Source organism: Sphingomonas sp. STIS6.2 (assembly GCF_000732685.2).
GTDB lineage: Bacteria > Pseudomonadota > Alphaproteobacteria > Sphingomonadales > Sphingomonadaceae > Sphingomonas > Sphingomonas aerolata.
This window is the reverse complement of sequence record NZ_JPDP02000160.1, coordinates 76,331-92,428: the sequence shown is the minus strand read 5'-3', so window position 1 is coordinate 92,428 and position 16,098 is coordinate 76,331. Positions and strand designations below refer to the sequence as shown.

Annotated in this window: 16 protein-coding genes; 10 read left to right on the top strand and 6 right to left on the bottom strand. The window is 68.0% G+C overall.

Annotation, left to right across the window (positions count from 1 at the left end):
* Window positions 1-37: 37 nt before the first annotated feature.
* Both rph and rdgB read left to right on the top strand, forming a co-directional pair.
* Entirely contained in the window at window positions 38-754 is a 717-nt protein-coding gene (rph, locus tag sphst_RS18520) for a ribonuclease PH (RefSeq protein WP_031393314.1), read from the top strand.
* Entirely contained in the window at window positions 751-1,386 is a 636-nt protein-coding gene (gene rdgB / locus sphst_RS18515) for an RdgB/HAM1 family non-canonical purine NTP pyrophosphatase (RefSeq protein WP_031393315.1), read from the top strand. Before rph ends, rdgB begins: the two co-directional genes overlap by 4 nt.
* Window positions 1,387-1,436: 50 nt before the next feature.
* Here the strand turns inward: rdgB and sphst_RS18510 are convergent, their stop codons facing one another.
* A complete protein-coding gene (locus sphst_RS18510; protein WP_031393316.1) occupies window positions 1,437-1,994 on the bottom strand; it encodes a CAP domain-containing protein in 558 nt (185 codons plus the stop codon).
* Window positions 1,995-2,037: 43 nt separating this feature from the next.
* On the opposite strand from sphst_RS18510, the gene hemW reads away from it, so the two are divergent.
* Complete coding sequence (gene hemW, locus sphst_RS18505) at window positions 2,038-3,210, top strand: radical SAM family heme chaperone HemW (protein WP_031393317.1); 1,173 nt, start codon at window positions 2,038-2,040, stop codon at window positions 3,208-3,210.
* A gap of 122 nt (window positions 3,211-3,332) precedes the next feature.
* Here the strand turns inward: hemW and sphst_RS18500 are convergent, their stop codons facing one another.
* A complete protein-coding gene (locus sphst_RS18500; protein ID WP_056405327.1) occupies window positions 3,333-4,547 on the bottom strand; it encodes a penicillin-binding protein activator in 1,215 nt (404 codons plus the stop codon).
* A 10-nt stretch (window positions 4,548-4,557) separates the two neighbouring features.
* On the opposite strand from sphst_RS18500, the gene rsmI reads away from it, so the two are divergent.
* The 4 genes from rsmI to sphst_RS18480 all read left to right on the top strand — a co-directional run bounded on the left by rsmI (window position 4,558) and on the right by sphst_RS18480 (window position 7,502).
* A complete protein-coding gene (rsmI, locus tag sphst_RS18495; RefSeq protein ID WP_234387743.1) occupies window positions 4,558-5,403 on the top strand; it encodes a 16S rRNA (cytidine(1402)-2'-O)-methyltransferase in 846 nt (281 codons plus the stop codon).
* On the top strand, window positions 5,400-5,798 hold the full coding sequence (locus sphst_RS18490; RefSeq protein ID WP_107045970.1) for a YraN family protein: 399 nt from the start codon (window positions 5,400-5,402) through the stop codon (window positions 5,796-5,798). Before rsmI ends, sphst_RS18490 begins: the two co-directional genes overlap by 4 nt.
* A 64-nt stretch (window positions 5,799-5,862) precedes the next feature.
* Window positions 5,863-6,816, top strand: a complete 954-nt coding sequence (gene gshB, locus sphst_RS18485) for a glutathione synthase (protein WP_031394366.1) — start codon at window positions 5,863-5,865, stop codon at window positions 6,814-6,816.
* Window positions 6,817-6,902: 86 nt separating this feature from the next.
* Window positions 6,903-7,502 (top strand): DedA family protein, encoded by a 600-nt coding sequence (locus sphst_RS18480; RefSeq protein ID WP_031394365.1) that lies wholly within the window; start codon window positions 6,903-6,905, stop codon window positions 7,500-7,502.
* A 7-nt stretch (window positions 7,503-7,509) separates the two neighbouring features.
* Here the strand turns inward: sphst_RS18480 and sphst_RS18475 are convergent, their stop codons facing one another.
* A complete protein-coding gene (locus sphst_RS18475) occupies window positions 7,510-8,409 on the bottom strand; it encodes a tyrosine recombinase XerC (protein ID WP_183935193.1) in 900 nt (299 codons plus the stop codon).
* Window positions 8,410-8,549: 140 nt separating this feature from the next.
* Here sphst_RS18475 and sphst_RS18470 point away from each other — a divergent pair, with 140 nt between their 5' ends.
* The 3 genes from sphst_RS18470 to sphst_RS18460 all read left to right on the top strand — a co-directional run bounded on the left by sphst_RS18470 (window position 8,550) and on the right by sphst_RS18460 (window position 13,345).
* The gene (locus tag sphst_RS18470; RefSeq protein ID WP_234387742.1) at window positions 8,550-9,956 is read left to right on the top strand and encodes a sensor domain-containing diguanylate cyclase; all 1,407 of its coding nucleotides are present in this window, start codon (window positions 8,550-8,552) and stop codon (window positions 9,954-9,956) included.
* An 88-nt stretch (window positions 9,957-10,044) separates the two neighbouring features.
* A complete protein-coding gene (locus sphst_RS18465) occupies window positions 10,045-12,216 on the top strand; it encodes a primosomal protein N' (protein ID WP_031394427.1) in 2,172 nt (723 codons plus the stop codon).
* A 46-nt stretch (window positions 12,217-12,262) separates the two neighbouring features.
* Window positions 12,263-13,345 (top strand): acyltransferase family protein, encoded by a 1,083-nt coding sequence (locus sphst_RS18460; RefSeq protein ID WP_031394428.1) that lies wholly within the window; start codon window positions 12,263-12,265, stop codon window positions 13,343-13,345.
* Between the two features lie 6 nt (window positions 13,346-13,351).
* Here sphst_RS18460 and sphst_RS18455 read toward each other — a convergent pair whose 3' ends face one another.
* Genes sphst_RS18455 through sphst_RS18445 form a run of 3 tightly spaced genes read right to left on the bottom strand, consistent with a single transcriptional unit; the run spans window position 13,352 to window position 16,039 of the window.
* Window positions 13,352-13,606, bottom strand: a complete 255-nt coding sequence (locus sphst_RS18455) for an ATP synthase F1 subunit epsilon (RefSeq protein ID WP_031394429.1) — start codon at window positions 13,604-13,606, stop codon at window positions 13,352-13,354.
* Window positions 13,607-13,655: 49 nt separating this feature from the next.
* A complete protein-coding gene (gene atpD, locus sphst_RS18450; protein WP_037530472.1) occupies window positions 13,656-15,128 on the bottom strand; it encodes a F0F1 ATP synthase subunit beta in 1,473 nt (490 codons plus the stop codon).
* A gap of 17 nt (window positions 15,129-15,145) precedes the next feature.
* Entirely contained in the window at window positions 15,146-16,039 is an 894-nt protein-coding gene (locus tag sphst_RS18445) for a F0F1 ATP synthase subunit gamma (RefSeq protein WP_031394431.1), read from the bottom strand.
* Between the last annotated feature and the right edge of the window lie 59 nt (window positions 16,040-16,098).

Below are 16,098 nucleotides of genomic sequence, written 5' to 3'. Positions count from 1 at the left end.
CGGCAGTTTTCCACGGACCTTGACGAAGGAATACATCATGCGCCCATCCGGCCGTGCCCCAGACCAGATGCGCAGCATCACGATCGAACCCCGCTTCACCAAGCATGCCGAAGGCTCCGTCCTGATCGGCTTCGGCGACACCAAGGTGCTCGTCACCGCCAGCATCGAGGAAAAGGTCCCGCCGTTCCTGCGCGGCAAGGGCGAAGGCTGGGTGACCGCCGAATACGGCATGCTCCCGCGCTCGACCAACACGCGCAACAATCGTGAGGCGGCCAAGGGCAAGCAGTCGGGCCGCACGCAGGAGATTCAGCGCCTGATCGGCCGTTCGCTCCGCGCCGTCACCGACCTTAAGCTGCTCGGCGAGCGCCAGATCGTTCTGGACTGCGACGTGCTTCAGGCCGACGGCGGCACGCGCACGGCCTCGATCTCGGGCGCCTGGGTCGCGCTGCGGCTCGCGATCGACGGGCTTCTGGAAAGCGGCAAGCTGACCGCCGACCCGCTGACGCAGAAGGTCGCCGCGATCAGCTGCGGCATCTATCAGGGCAATCCGGTGCTCGACCTCGACTATATCGAGGATTCGGGTGCGGACGCGGATGCGAATTTCGTCCTGCTCGAAAACGGCAACATCGCCGAGGCGCAGGCGACGGCCGAGGGCGCGACCTATGACGAGGAGGCGCTGCTGCGCCTGTTGCGGCTCGCCCGGATCGGCTGCGCGGACATCTTCGCGGCACAGGCCAAGGCGGTCGCCAAGTGAGCGGCGAAGGCGGCACCCCCCAGGCCATCCGCAAGCTCCAGCCCGGCAAGCTCGTCATCGCAAGCCACAACAAGGGCAAGGTCCGCGAGATCGCCGACCTGCTCGCAGGGCGCGGGTTCGACGTCGTGTCGGCGGCGGATCTCGATCTGCCCGAGCCGGTCGAGACGGGGACGACCTTCTTCGCCAATGCCGAGCTGAAGGCACGCTCCGCCGCCGACCTGTCGGGCTATCCCGCGCTCGCCGACGACAGCGGGCTGTGCGTCGATGCGCTGGGTGGCGATCCGGGCGTGTACACCGCCGACTGGGCGGAGACCCCGAACGGTCGCGACTGGTCGATGGCGATGCAGAAGGTCGAGGACGCGCTCGCCGCCAAGGGTCCCGACGCGACCCGCGGCGCGCATTTCGTCAGCGTGCTCGCGCTCGCCTGGCCCGACGGCCATGTCGAATGGTTCGAAGGCCGCGCCGAGGGTACGCTCATCTGGCCGCCACGCGGCAAGGTCGGCTTCGGCTATGACCCGATGTTCGTGCCGCTGGGCCACGACCAGACTTATGCGGAACTGCCGCACGAGACGAAGAACGCAATCAGCCACAGGAACGAGGCGTTCGAGCTGCTGAAGGCCGCCGTGTTCTGAAACGTCGCCGGACCGTCACCCCCGGGTGACGGTCCGGCGATCTCGGGTGCCTAGTAGCTCCGCTCGCCCACCACATTGCCCGGCGGCGAATAGCGGCACACCAGATAATCGTCGCGTTCGTTGCTCGCCATCGCGCATCCCACCGCGGTCGAATTGCGCCAGACGATCTGCGTGTAGTGCGCGACATCCTCATATTTGCCGGTCCGGCTGAACGCGGGCGTCACGCCGTTGACGAAATCCTTCCGTTCGGCGACCCAGTGGCCGATCATCTCGGGATAGGCATAGGCATAGCGCGTGCCGGTCCACAGATTTTCGCCCTCGCGGCCGGGCCCCTGAACCTGATGCGCATGCGCAAATTTGCGCGTATTGGCCATTTCCTCGGCATAGGCGCGCGCGGTGGTCGCCAGCGTCTCGCTCCATACCAGCGGCCGAACACCCACGGCCGCCCGCGCAGCGTTGTGCCCGTCCATCATCGCCGCCTTGAGGAGAGCAGGCCCGCGCGGCGCCGGCGCCTGTGTCTCGCGCCGCTCCACGACGCGTTCCGGCCCCTGCGCGCAAGCGCCGGCGAACAACGCCGCCGCAACTGCCAGACCCAACCGAACCGTCATTGCGCTTCCTTCTGTCGCTCCGTGCGACCATATGCGCGAGATAATGCCCCCGATCGAAACGCCAAGCCCCGCCCCGCCGCCTTCGGGGGACCTCGCGCTCTACGTCCATTGGCCGTTCTGCGTGTCGAAATGCCCCTATTGCGACTTCAACAGTCATGTCCGTGATGGCGTCGACCAGGCGGCGTGGCGCGCGGCGCTGCTCACCGACCTCGCGCACGAAGCGTCGGTGCTGCCGGGACGCAAGCTTCAGTCGATCTTCTTCGGCGGCGGCACGCCCTCGCTGATGCCGCCCGCAACGGTCGCCGCGATCCTCGACGCCGCCGAACGCGCCTGGGGCTTTGCCGAGGGGATCGAGATCACGCTCGAGGCCAATCCCTCCTCGGTCGAGGCCGCGCGCTTTGCCGATCTTGCCAGCGCGGGCGTCAACCGCGTGTCGCTGGGACTTCAGTCGCTCGACGATCAGGCTCTGAAATTCCTCGGCCGCGCGCATGACGTGAACGAGGGGCAGGCGGCGCTGGCGACCGCGCAGAGAGTCTTTCCGCGCGTGAGTTTCGACCTGATCTATGCGCTCCCCGGCCAGCGGCTTGCCGACTGGCGGGCCGAGCTCGCGCGCGCGCTGAGCTTCGGGACCGAGCATCTGTCGCTCTATCAGCTGACGATCGAGCCCGGCACGCGGTTCGCGACCGAGGCGCTCGCGGGGCGCATCGTCATTCCCGACGGCGACAGCGCGGCGGACCTGTTCGAGGCGACGCGCGCCGACACCGAAGCCGCCGGGCTCCCAGCCTATGAAACCTCGAACCACGCGCGGCCGGGGTCGGAGAGTCGCCATAATCTGGCGTACTGGCGCTATCAGGATTATGCCGGGATCGGTCCCGGCGCGCATGGCCGCCGCGGTGGCCTGGCGACGGTGCGTCGCAAGAAGCCCGAAAACTGGCTCGCCGCGATCGAGCGCAACGGCCACGGGATGGAGGTCGAGGACCCGCTCACCCCCTCGACGCGCGCGACCGAGGCGTTGCTGATGGGGCTGCGCCTGGCCGAGGGAGTCGATCTCGACCGGATTACGCGGCTCAATGGCGGCGCGATGCCGGTCGATCTCGCCGCGGTGGCGCGGCTGGAAGCGCTCGGACTGATCGCCCACACGCCGGGCCGGCTGCGCGTGACCGATGCGGGTGCGCTCCTGCTGGACGCGATCCTGCCGGAGATCGTGACGGCGTAACGCCCCCACCCATGTCATTCCCGCGGAGGCGGGAAGCCAGACTGGCTAGCCGCGCGACTTGAATCGCAACCGATCATCCGTATGGATCCCCGCCTCCGCGGGGATGACGAACGGAGTCGGCGTCAGCCGCCGAAGCCGCTCGGCGCGGGCGAGACAACAGTGGTGGTCCCCCCGCGGATTTCCTTCACCTCCAGCGCACGCTCGGCGACATTGTCGCGGCCGAAGCGGAACGCGCCGTCGATGCCCGAAAAGCCGTCGCCATCGCGCAGCCGCGACACGGGGAACGCCGTCCCCGGCTTCCAGTCGCGCGCGATCCGCACCGTCAGCAGCACCGAATCATAGCCGAGACTCGACAGGCGATAGGGTCCGCTGCCGAAGCGTGCACGGTATTTGGCGGCATATTGCCGGTACAGCGTATCCGACACGCTAGCATACCAGGCGCCGTTCAATGCCGGCTTGGCGGCGACGCTCGATTCGGAATTCCACAGCTCGGTGCCGAGGATCCGGGTCGATGCGCCCGCCCCGCGCTTCACCAGCGCCGCCGCCCCCGCCGCGGTCGAACCGCTGTCGGCGATCAGCACGGCATCATAGGGTGCCTTCGCCGCGAGCCGCGTGACCGCCCCCGACACGCCACCGGCGGTCCGGCCATAGGTCTGGAGCGACACGACCTGGCCGCCCGCCCCCTCGACCGCGCGGAGGAATGCGGTCGAGGCACGCTCGCCATACAGCCCGTTCGGGACCAGCCCGGCAAAGTTCGACACGCCGCGCTCGCGCGCAAAATCGACGACGCGCGAAATCGACTGGGTCGGCACATAGCCCATCAGATAGGCGCCGTTGCCGGCCACCCCGAGATCGTTCGAGAAGCTCAGCACCGGCACGCCCGCCGCGCGCGCAATTGGTGCGACCGTCCGCACGTCCTCGGACAGCAGCGGCCCGAGGATCAGCTGCGCGCCTTCTGCGATCGCGCGCTGGGCCGCGGCCGCGGCACCCGTCGCGGTATCGTAATTGGTGATCCGCACGCGCTGGTTCTGCGTGTCGAGCAGCGCCATCATCGTCGCATTGGCGATCGACGTGCCGACCCCCGCATTGCTTCCCGACAGCGGCACGAGCAGCGCGACGCGGTTGCGCTCGGCATCGCGCGGGATGCCGGTTTCGACCCCGATCGTCGGCGTGTCGGTAGGACGGGTGGTCGGGCGCTGCTGCGACGGCTCGACGGGACCGCGCGGGACGATCGTCTGGCACGCGCCCAGCAGGCAGGCCATCGTGAGCGCGGCCGAGCGCCCAAACGCGCGCATCCGGTGCCGGGCCGATTGCCCTATCGTCGCTGCGTCTGCCATGACAATCCCCATGAACCCTGAAACTCCACTGAACCCCGGCCTTTACATCGTCGCGACGCCGATCGGCAATCTCGGTGATCTGTCGCCGCGTGCCGCCGACATCCTAGCGCGTGCCGACGTCGTCGCGGTCGAGGACAGCCGTGTCACCGCCGGTCTGCTCCGCCATGTCGGTACCAAGACGCCGATGGTCCCCTATCATGATCACAGCGCCGAGGGCGTCCGCCCCGCGCTGATCGCGCGGATGGCGACCGAGGCGGTGGCGCTGGTGTCCGACGCGGGCACGCCGCTGATTTCCGATCCCGGATTCAAGCTGGTGCGCGACGCGCGCGCGGCGGGGCATCTCGTGGTGACGATCCCCGGCCCCTGCGCCGCGGTCGCCGCGCTCACGCTGGCTGGCCTGCCGACCGATCGCTTCCTGTTCGTCGGCTTCCTGCCGTCCAAGGCGCATGCCCGGTCGGAGGCGATCGCCGAGATCGCCACGATCCGCGCGACGCTGGTGCTCTACGAATCCGGTCCGCGGCTCGGTGCCAGCCTTGCCGCGCTCGCCGAAGGACTCGGCGACCGTGAGGCGGCGGTCACGCGCGAGATCACCAAGCGGTTCGAGGAGGCGGTGACCGGTACGCTGACGACCCTCGCCACCCGCTACGCCGACGCCCCGCCGCGTGGCGAGATCGTCATCGTCATCGCGCCCCCCGGCGACGCCCCCCCGGCCAGCGCGGCGGATGCCGACGCGGCACTCGCCGACGCGCTGACCCGCCTCTCCACGGGCCAGGCCGCGAGCGAGGTCGCCAAGGCACTCGGGCTCGACCGCAAGACGCTCTACGCCCGCGCGCTCGAACTAAAGGCGAAGGGGTGACCCTCCCCGCCCCGCGCCCCTCGCGCAGGCGGACGGCGAGCACCGCCGATCGACAGGTCGCGGAAGCTGCGGGGCGCCGCGGGGAGCGGCTGGCCGGCTGGTGGCTGCGACTGAAGGGCTGGAGCATCCTCGACCGCCGCGTGCGGACGCCTGCGGGCGAGGTCGACATCGTCGCGCGCAAGGGGACGCTCATCGCGTTCGTCGAGGTGAAGACGCGCGCGACCGCCGCCGAACTCGACTTCGCGATCGACGAGCGGCGGCTCGCGCGGGTCGCCGCGGCGGCAGAGTTTTTGATGCCGCGCTATGCCGGGCCCGGCGACGACATTCGCGTCGACGTCATCCTGCTCGCGCCCGGCACGCGCCCCCGCCATATCGAGAATGCATGGATCGGCTGAGCGGGTCGGGTGACTTGCGGCCCGCGCGCACCTACATGCGCTCGACCGTATAGAAGGAAGACGCATGAGCCTCACCGTCGCCGTCCAGATGGACCCGCTCGACAGCATCAATATCGCGGGCGATTCGACCTTCGCGCTGATGCTCTCCGCACAGGAGCGCGGACACCGGCTGTTCCATTATGCCGCGGAGGATCTCAACTACCGCGACGGCCGGGTCTGGGCGAAGGCGCACCCCGTCACCGTGCAGCGCGTGACCGGCGATCACTTCAGCGTCGGCGAGCCGGTGAACCTCGATCTCGGCGACGAGGCCGACGTCGTGCTCATGCGGCAGGACCCGCCCTTCGATCTCGGCTACATCACCGCGACGCATCTGCTCGAGCGGATCGCCGGCAAGACGCTGGTCGTGAACGACCCCGCACAGGTCCGCAACGCACCCGAAAAGGTGTTCGTGCTCGACTATCCGCAGTTCATGCCGCCGACGCTCGTCACGCGCAGCCTCGACGAGGCACGCGCCTTCCTGGCCGAGCACGGCGCGATCGTGATCAAGCCGCTCCACGGCAATGGCGGCAAGGCGATCTTCAAGGTCGAATCGGACGGCGCCAACCTGTCCGCGCTGATCGAGGTGTTCAACATGACGTGGCGCGAGCCGCACATGGTCCAGGCGTTCCTTCCCGACGTGGCCAAGGGTGACAAGCGCATCGTGCTGGTCGACGGCGAAGTCGCCGGCGCGATCAACCGCCTGCCGGGCGAGGGCGAGATCCGCTCCAACCTCGCGGTCGGCGGCTCGGCGGAAAAGACCGAGCTGACCCCGACCGAGCGCGAGATCTGCGCGGTCCTCGGGCCTGAACTCAAGAAGCGCGGGCTGCTGTTCGTCGGCATCGACGTGATCGGCGGCAAGTGGCTGACCGAGATCAACGTCACCTCGCCCACCGGCATCGTCGCGATCGAACGGTTCGACGGCACCGACGTCTCCGCGATGATCTGGGACGCGATCGAGGCGAAGGTCGCGGCGCGGTAGGAAAACCACCATCCCGGCTCAGGCCGGGATGGTGCGACCATACTGTCGAGGGAACACATGTGGCCCCCCGGAAGTATCGGTTAGCCATGACCGAATTCATCATCAACCTGATCGCCTGGGGCGGCTATTTCGGCATCTTCCTGCTGATGGCGCTCGAGAATATCGTGCCCCCCGTGCCGTCCGAGGTGATCATGGGGCTCGGTGGCATTGCCGTCGCGCGCGGCCATATGGCGGTCGTCCCGCTGATCGCCGCGGGGACGGTCGGATCGGTCGCGGGCAATTACTTCTGGTATTATATCGGCCGGAACATCGGCTACGAGCGCTTCCGTCCGTTCGTCGAGCGGCATGGCCGCTGGCTGACGATCGAATGGTCGGATATCGAGAAGGTCCACCGGTTCTTCGTGAAGCGCGGCGGCTGGGTGATCTTCGTCTTCCGCTTCATGCCGACCTTCCGGACGATCATCTCGCTCCCGGCCGGCATGACGTACATGCCGTTGTGGAAGTTCGTGATCTGGACCGCTGCGGGCAGCGCGATCTGGAACACCGTGCTCGCCTATGCCGGCATCCTGCTCGGCTCGCGCTTCCAGCAGCTCGACCGCTATGTCGGCCCGGTGTCGGTCGCGACGTTCGTCATCATCGCACTCGCCTATGGCTGGCGCGTGCTGACATGGAAGCCGAAAGGCTGACCCTGCGCTACGCCCGCGGATGCGCGTTGCGGTACACGTCCATCAGATGCGCCGCATCGACCTGCGTATAGATCTGCGTCGAGCTGAGGCTCGCATGGCCGAGCAGCTCCTGCAACGCGCGCAGGTCCGCCCCGCGTCCCAGCAGATGCGTCGCAAAACTGTGGCGCAGTGCGTGCGGCGTCGTCCGCTCGCCAAGCCCGAGCCGCCCGCGGGCCCCGCGGACCGCGCGGCGCACGATCGCAGGTGCGAGCGGGCCACCCTTTGCCCCCCGGAACAGTGGCTCCGACGGTGCCAGCGCCCAGGGGCATAGCGCGACATAGGCCTCGATTGCGTCACGGACCTGTGGCAACAGCGGCACGATCCGCGTCTTGGCGCGCTTGCCGGTCACCGACAGCGTCTCGCCGAGCGGCAGGATCGCCGGCGTAAGCAGCAGCGCCTCGCCGATTCGCAGCCCCGCGCCGTATAGCAGCATCAGCACCGCCCAGTCGCGAGCGCCGATCCACGGCTCGGCAGCGTCGTCGGCGACCTCCCCGGCCAGCGCCACCGCTTCGGCCGGCGAGATCGGGCGCGGCACGCCGCGCTGGACCCGCGGCCCCTTCAGCCGCGGCGGTTCGGCATCCGCATTCGCCCATGCGAGGAAACCGCGCACCGCGGACAGCTCGCGCGCCGCCGATGCATTCCCCAGCCCCTGCCCGCGCCGATAGGCCAGATAGGCGCGAAGATCCGCCGTGCTCGTCCGGCCCAGCGCCGCGCGATCGACCGCCCCCGCCCAGTGCCCTACCAGGAACGCCGTCAACCGCTCGGCAACCGCGCGATAGGCGCGGACCGTGTGCACCGACCGCATCCGGTCCCGCGCCAGATGCGTCGCCCAGAGCATCGACGGGGGAAGCGTGTCGGGTGAGGTCATTCCGGCATGCTAGAGCGTTTGAACGACAAAGAAAATTAACTAACGCAGGCCTATTCGAAGACATGTCGCTCCCCGAGTCCGCCCCTCGCGAAATGCCCGGATCACCATCGCGTTTTGCCTCGGCCGACGAGGAACGCCGGGTGGCGACGCTCAACGCGCTCGCGCTGCTCGATACCGAACCAGAACGCGAATTCGACGCGCTCGTCGCGCTGGCAGCCGAAATGCTCGACTGCCCCAGCGCGATGATGACGCTGATCGATCGCGACCGGTTGTGGATCAAGGCGGCCAATGACGGCGAACGCGGCGAGATCGCGCGCGACGTGACGATGTGCAACGTCACCATTCAGGGCTCGGCGCCGCTGGTCGTGGAGGATTTGTCGGGTGATTCGCGATTCGCTGCCAACCCCCTGGTTGCCGCATCCGACGGGGTGCGATTCTATGCCGGTGCCCCGATCCACGCGATCGCCGACGACGGACGACGTCACCCGATCGGCGCGCTGTGCGTGCTCGACACCCATCCGCGCAGCCTGAACGCGGCAGGCCGGAAAGCGCTTGTGCATCTCGCCACGCTTGCCGAAGCGGCGATCGCCGCGCGGACCGCGGCAATGCAGGCGCTGGCGATCGCGGTGACCGCGGATCGCCAGTCGTCCGTTCTCGCTCGCCAGGACCGCATCTTCCGCCAGGCCGAGCGGATGGCGGCGATCGGATCGTGGCGCGTGCTGTGGCCCGACGGTCCGCTCGAATGGTCCGACGGCGTCTTCCGGATCCACGAGCTGCCGCTGGGCGCGCAACCCGACCCGTCGAAGGCGATCGATCACTATCCCCCCCATGCCCGCGAACAGATCGCGCAGGCGCTCACCGACGTCATCCGCACCGGCGTCCCGATCGATCTCGAACTCGACTTCACCACTGCGCTGGGCAATCCACGACGGGTGCGCGTGCAGGGCGAGCTGGAACATGAGGCCCAGCGGAACGTAGACGGTCCCGTCGCGATCGTCGGCATCTTCCAGGACGTGACCGATCGTCACGCGCTCGAACTCACGCTGAGACGCACGGCCGAAACCGATGCGCTCACCGGCCTCGCCAACCGGGCCGCCTTCGACCGGGCACTCGACGCGGCCATCACGCGCGCGCGTACAGCGGCATCGCCGTTGCTGCTCGCGCTGGTCGATCTCGACGGGTTCAAGGCGATCAACGACACGCTTGGCCATAACGCAGGCGACGACGTGCTGCGCGGCGTCGGCCAGATCCTGCAGGCGCCATGGCTTCGCGGCAGCGTTGCCGCGCGGCTCGGCGGTGACGAGTTCGCGGTGATCGTCGACGACCCGGCGCTGGTCGGTGCACCTGAGGAGATCATCAGCCGGCTGCAGGAGGCGTTGCAGGTGCCGGTTTCGGTCGACGGCCTGGCGATGATCAGCGCGGGCACCGTCGGCATCGCCGCGCTCGAACCCGATTGCCAGACGGTCCGCGATTTCGTGCACCGCGTCGACATCGTCCTCTACCGCGCCAAGCGCGAACGGATCGGCGAACGGCGCCGCGCCGCCTGATCGGGTTCAGCCCGATGGGCGCCGCGACAACGACCACACGCCGCTAAAAGGTTTCCGTCGAGTTGATCTGCCCCCATATGCGTCGGCCATGTCGTCGCGCGCCCGTGTCCTGATCCTCAACGCCGCCCTCGGGCCGCTCGACTATCGCGTGCCCGCGGGCATGGACGTCGCGCCCGGCTCGATCGTCGTCGCGCCGCTCGGCCCGCGCCAGCTGCTCGGCGTGGTGTGGGAGGCGGAGCGGATGCCGTCCGATGCGGAGGTCGGCGACAACCGCCTGCGCAATCTGCTCGCGGTTGCGGACGTACCGCCGCTCGGTGCGCCGCTTCGCCGGCTGATCGAATGGACCGCCGATTATTATCTGGCGCCCCCCGCCTCGGTGCTGCGGATGTCGCTCGCCTCGACTTCCGCGCTCGAGGGCGCGCGCACCGCGACCGAATATCGCGCGACCGGCACGATCCCCCCGCGCCTGACGCCGCAACGCGAACAGGCGCTCGAACGGATCGGCGATCGCCAGGGCCTGATCCGTGAACTGGCGCAGCTCGCCGAGGTAAGCGACGCGGTCATTCGCGGCCTCGTCAAGGTCGGCGGGATCGAAGCGGTCGAGGTGGATATCGACAGCCCTTATCCTGTCCCCGACCCGCTGCATCACGTTCCCACGCTGTCGCCCGATCAGCGCGCGGCGGCGGACTCGCTCGTCAAAGGCGTCGCCGACCACATCTTCACGCCGACTTTGCTCGACGGCGTGACCGGTTCAGGCAAGACCGAGGTCTATTTCGAGGCGGTCGCGCAGGCGATCCGCGACGGCCGCCAGACTCTGGTGCTGCTGCCCGAGATCGCATTGACCGAGCCCTTCCTCAAGCGCTTCCACGACCGGTTCGGCTGCGAGCCGATCGCGTGGCATTCGGGGCTGCGGTCGACCCAACGAAGGCGCGCGTGGCGTGCGATCGCGAGCGGCGAAGCGCTGGTGACGGTCGGCGCACGATCCGCGCTGTTCCTGCCCTATCGCGATCTTGGCCTGATCGTCGTCGACGAGGCGCACGAGACCAGCTTCAAGCAGGAAGAGGGTGTGCATTATCATGCGCGCGACGTCGCGGTGATGCGCGGCAAGTTCGAGGGGTGCCCGGTCATCCTCGCCTCCGCCACCCCCGCGATCGAGACCCGCCAGCAGGTCGCGACCGGCCGCTATGCCGAACTGAAGCTGCCCGGCCGGTTCGGCGTGGCGGAAATGCCGACGATCGAGCCGATCGACCTGATCAAGGAGCCGCCCGAGCGCGGTCGCTGGCTCGCCCCGCGGCTGGTTCAGGCGATGCAGGCGACACTGGAGAAGCGCGAACAGGCGCTGCTGTTCCTCAACCGCCGGGGCTATGCACCGCTGACGCTGTGCCGCACCTGCGGGCACCGGTTCCAGTGTCCGAACTGCACCGCGTGGATGGTCGAGCACCGGCTGACGCGGCGGCTCGCCTGTCATCATTGCGGCCATGCCGAGCCGACGCCGCGCGTCTGTCCCGAATGCCAGGGTGAGGATACGCTCGTCGCCTGCGGTCCCGGCGTCGAGCGGATCGCGGACGAGGTCGCCGCGCTGTTTCCCGAGGCGAAGACCGCGGTCGTCACGTCGGACACGATCTGGTCGCCTGCCAAGGCAGCGGAATTCGTCGACCGGATGGAGGCGGGCGATATCGACATCGTCGTCGGCACGCAGCTGGTGACCAAGGGCTATCACTTCCCAAATCTGACGCTGGTCGGCGTCGTCGATGCGGATCTGGGGCTCGACGGCGGCGACCTGCGCGCGGCCGAGCGCACCTTCCAGCAGATTCGCCAGGTGTCGGGGCGCGCCGGTCGTGGCGAGAAGCCCGGCCATGTCTTCATCCAGACGCACAGCCCCGCCGCGCAGGTGATGCAGGCGCTGATCACCGGCGACGCCGACGCCTTTTATGCGGCCGAGACCGAGGCGCGCAAGGATGCGGGCGCGCCGCCCTTTGGCCGTTATGCCGCGATCGTCGTGTCTTCGGAGGATCAGCGTTGTGCGCACGACACCGCCAATCTCGTCGGGCGAAGCGCACCGCAGGTCGAGGGGATGCATGTCTACGGCCCCGCGCCCGCGCCGCTCGCAATGCTGCGCGGCCGGCATCGCTACCGCCTGCTCGTCCATGCAAAGCGCGCGCTCGACGTACAGGACGTCATCCGTGCATGGCTCGGCGCACTCGACTGGCCGTCCAAGGTACGCGTCACCGTCGACGTCGATCCCTATAATTTTCTCTGATACGACAGCAACCGACGCTTAACCGCTTGCACGCTATCCAGGGTGGATGTCGGCGCAGCGTGTCACCCCGGTCCAATGGCTGCGCGCGCTCGCTGCAACGATCGTCGTTGCCGCGCATGCAGCGAACCTGGTCGATGCGGGTCCGGTCCGGATCACCGGCGCGTTCATCCCGTCGGTGCCCAATCTCGCGGTGGTCGGCATCAGCGGCGTCGATCTCTTCTTCGTCATCAGCGGCTTCGTGATGGCGCAGTCGCTCGCGACCGCACCACGCGATCCCTGGGGCTTTCTCGTCCAGCGCTGGCGCCGGATCGTCCCGCTCTTCGCGCTCGCCAGCATCGCCTATATCCTCGTCGCAACCGAGCCGCAGCCGGTCAAGGCGATGCTGATGTCGATCACCGTCCTCCCGCTGCTTGATGGCGCTAGTTATCATCAGCCTTCGCTCTATGTCGGCTGGACGCTGGGGTTCGAATTCGCCTTCTACGCGCTCGTCGCGCTCGCGATGACCGCCCGCCACCACAGGACTTGGTGGCTGCTGATCGCGACGCTGGCCGTTGCACTGGTCGGTTGCACCGTCCAGCCCGGCTGGGCGCCGGCGCGGCTGCTCTTCAACCCGATGCAGCTGGAATTCGCGTTTGGCCTGCTCGTCTGGATCGCCTGGCAACGGGGCATCACCGCACCCGTCGCGGCGATGGCCACGGTGCTGGGGATCGCGCTGCTCGCTATCGGCATAGCCGTCGGGCTTGGTCCCGCGGTCTCGGGCGATGTCCAGGCGGCGGTCGCCGGCACCTCCGGTCTCGCACGCAGCTGGACCTGGGGGCTGCCCTGGGCGCTCGTCCTGCTCGGGGTGATCGACACGCCGGGTGGCGGCCGGTTCGACCGGATCGTCGCGCGGATCGGCGACGCCTCCTATTCGACCTATCTCGTCCACCCTTGCCTGATCGCGCTGCTGTGGCGCATCGGCGGGATGTTGCCGGAATGCCCGGCGCTGGTCTTCGTCGCGCTAGTCGTGACACTGTCGACGGTCGCGGGGCTCATCGTCCACCGCTGGATCGAACGGCCGCTGCTGCAGGTCTTAGCCCGGCCGCGCAAGGCGGCAGCGCCCGTCGCTACCGACGCGGCGCTCGCCTGAGGCGGTTTACTCGCCCGCCTGCTCGGCGAGGATGGTCAGGCCCTTGGCGTTGACCTCGGCGAAACCACCGCGGATCGCGATCGTCTCGGGCGTGCTGTTCTGCGTCCGATGCACCTGCACGCTTCCGTCACGGACGGTCGACATGAACGGCGCATGGCCTTCCAGCACGCCGAAATCGCCTTCGGTGCCGGGGACGACGACCATATAGACCTCCTCCGACCGGACGAGCTTTTCTGGCGTGACGAGTTCGAAATGCAGCATCTTGTTTGCCTTCTCCCTCTCCCCCGAGGGGAGAGGGAGCAGCAGAAGCTTACGCCTCCGCAGCCATCTTCTCGGCCTTGGCGACGGCTTCGTCGATGCCGCCGACCATGTAGAAGGCGCTCTCGGGCAGGTGATCATACTCACCCTCGACCACCGCCTTGAACGAACGGACGGTATCCTCGAGCTGGACGAACTTGCCGCTGATGCCGGTGAATACCTCCGCGACGTGGAACGGCTGGCTCAGGAACTTCTGGATCTTGCGCGCACGCTGCACGGTAAGCTTATCCTCCTCGGACAGCTCGTCCATGCCGAGAATCGCGATGATGTCCTGCAGCGACTTGTACTTCTGCAGCGTCGACTGGACCGCACGCGCGGTGTCGTAATGCTCCTGGCCGACGACGCGTGGTTCGAGCAGACGCGAGGTCGAGTCGAGAGGATCGACTGCCGGATAGATGCCCAGCTCCGAGATCGCACGGTTGAGGTTGGTCGTCGCATCGAGATGCGCGAACGACGTTGCCGGTGCCGGATCGGTAAGATCGTCCGCGGGAACGTACACGGCCTGCACCGAGGTGATCGACCCCTTGTTGGTCGAGGTGATGCGCTCCTGCAGCGCGCCCATGTCGGTCGACAGCGTCGGCTGATAGCCCACGGCCGACGGAATGCGGCCGAGCAGTGCCGACACTTCTGCGCCCGCCTGCGTGAAGCGGAAGATGTTGTCGACGAAGAACAGCACGTCCTGGCCTTCGACGTCGCGGAAATATTCGGCGATCGTCAGACCCGACAGCGCGACGCGTGCGCGTGCGCCCGGCGGCTCGTTCATCTGGCCGAATACGAGCGCGACCTTCGAGCCTTCCGACTGCGGATTGCCGTCGGCATCCTTGGCGATGACGCCCGCGTCGAGGAACTCGTGGTACAGATCGTTACCCTCGCGGGTACGCTCGCCGACGCCAGCGAACACCGAGGTGCCGCCATGGCCCTTGGCGATGTTGTTGATCAGTTCCTGGATCAGCACGGTCTTGCCGACGCCGGCGCCGCCGAACAGGCCGATCTTGCCGCCCTTTGCATAGGGTGCGAGCAGATCGATGACCTTGATGCCCGTGACCAGGATCGCACTCTCGGTCGACTGGTCGACGAACAAAGGCGCCGATGCGTGGATCGGGGCGGTCTGCTCTGCGCCGACGGGGCCACGCTCGTCGATCGGCTCGCCGATGACGTTGAGGATGCGGCCGAGCGTCTTCGGGCCGACGGGCACGCGGATCTGCGAGCCGGTGTCGGTGACGGTCTGGCCGCGGGTCAGACCCTCGGTCGCGTCCATCGCGATCGTGCGGACGGTATTCTCGCCGAGATGCTGCGCGACTTCGAGGACGAGCCGGTTGCCGTTATTGTCGGTTTCGAGCGCCGACAGAATCGCGGGCAGGTTGTCGGGGAAATGCACGTCGACGACCGCGCCGATCACCTGCGAGATGCGACCCGTGTTGTTCGTTGCCGCCACTGGGGCGATGGTCTCTGGGGCGGTTGCCATTATCTGCTTCCTTGGGCTTACTTGAGCGCTTCGGCGCCCGAGATGATTTCGACCAGCTCGGTCGTGATCGCGGCTTGGCGTGTACGGTTATACTGGATCGAGAGGCGCGTGATCATGTCGCCCGCGTTGCGCGTGGCGTTGTCCATCGCGTTCATGCGGCTGCCCTGCTCCGACGCTGCGTTTTCGAGCAGCGCGCGGAAGATCTGGATCGCGACGTTGCGCGGCAGCAGATCGGCCAGGATCGCTTCCTCGTCGGGCTCATACTCGACCACGGCTTCCGCAGGTGCGTTGGGTTTTGCCTCTGCGCCGGGGATTGTCGAGAGCGGCACGGGAACGATCTGGATGCCGGTCGGCACCTGCACCAGCGCCGAGACGAACTTGGCGTAGAACAGATGCGCGACATCGAACTGACCCTCGCCGAAGCGCTTGATCAGGTCTTCGGAGATCGCCTGCGCGTCGCTGAACGCGAGCTTCTTGATTCCGCCCATCTCGTGATCGGCGAGAATGTCGTTCGGGAAGAAGCGCTTGATCACACGCCCCTTCTTGCCGGCAACATAGAATTTCACGGTCTTGCCGGCCGCGATCAGGTCCTCGGCCTTGCGGCGTGCCGCACGGACGATGTTGGTGTTGAACGCACCGGCCAGACCACGCTCCGACGTCGCAATGACGATCAGATGGACCTGGTCCTTGCCGGTCCCGGCCAGCAGCGGCGATGCGCCCGGCGCGATGCCGACGCGCCCGGCAAGGCTCGCCATCACCGCTTCGAGCCGCTCGGCATAGGGCCGGCCGGCAACCGCCGCGTCCTGCGCACGGCGCAATTTCGCAGCGGCGACCATCTTCATCGCCTTGGTGATCTTCTGTGTCGACTTCACCGAGCCGATACGGATCTTGAGTGCCTTGAGGCTCGCCATCTACGTCCCTTTGTTCCCCCGCGAAGGCGGAGGCCCAGCCTGCCCCCGCGTCAGCGGGG

Excerpts from the sequence above, each read along its gene's own strand:
- rph (WP_031393314.1), top strand. The coding sequence starts at position 38 with ATGCGCCCATCCGGCCGTGCCCCAGACCAGATGCGCAGCATCACGATC.
- sphst_RS18510 (WP_031393316.1), bottom strand. The coding sequence starts at position 1,994 with ATGACGGTTCGGTTGGGTCTGGCAGTTGCGGCGGCGTTGTTCGCCGGC.
- hemW (WP_031393317.1), top strand. The coding sequence starts at position 2,038 with ATGCCCCCGATCGAAACGCCAAGCCCCGCCCCGCCGCCTTCGGGGGAC.
- sphst_RS18500 (WP_056405327.1), bottom strand. The coding sequence starts at position 4,547 with ATGGCAGACGCAGCGACGATAGGGCAATCGGCCCGGCACCGGATGCGC.
- rsmI (WP_234387743.1), top strand. The coding sequence starts at position 4,558 with ATGAACCCTGAAACTCCACTGAACCCCGGCCTTTACATCGTCGCGACG.
- gshB (WP_031394366.1), top strand. The coding sequence starts at position 5,863 with ATGAGCCTCACCGTCGCCGTCCAGATGGACCCGCTCGACAGCATCAAT.
- sphst_RS18480 (WP_031394365.1), top strand. The coding sequence starts at position 6,903 with ATGACCGAATTCATCATCAACCTGATCGCCTGGGGCGGCTATTTCGGC.
- sphst_RS18475 (WP_183935193.1), bottom strand. The coding sequence starts at position 8,409 with ATGACCTCACCCGACACGCTTCCCCCGTCGATGCTCTGGGCGACGCAT.
- sphst_RS18465 (WP_031394427.1), top strand. The coding sequence starts at position 10,045 with ATGTCGTCGCGCGCCCGTGTCCTGATCCTCAACGCCGCCCTCGGGCCG.
- sphst_RS18460 (WP_031394428.1), top strand. The coding sequence starts at position 12,263 with ATGTCGGCGCAGCGTGTCACCCCGGTCCAATGGCTGCGCGCGCTCGCT.
- sphst_RS18455 (WP_031394429.1), bottom strand. The coding sequence starts at position 13,606 with ATGCTGCATTTCGAACTCGTCACGCCAGAAAAGCTCGTCCGGTCGGAG.
- atpD (WP_037530472.1), bottom strand. The coding sequence starts at position 15,128 with ATGGCAACCGCCCCAGAGACCATCGCCCCAGTGGCGGCAACGAACAAC.
- sphst_RS18445 (WP_031394431.1), bottom strand. The coding sequence starts at position 16,039 with ATGGCGAGCCTCAAGGCACTCAAGATCCGTATCGGCTCGGTGAAGTCG.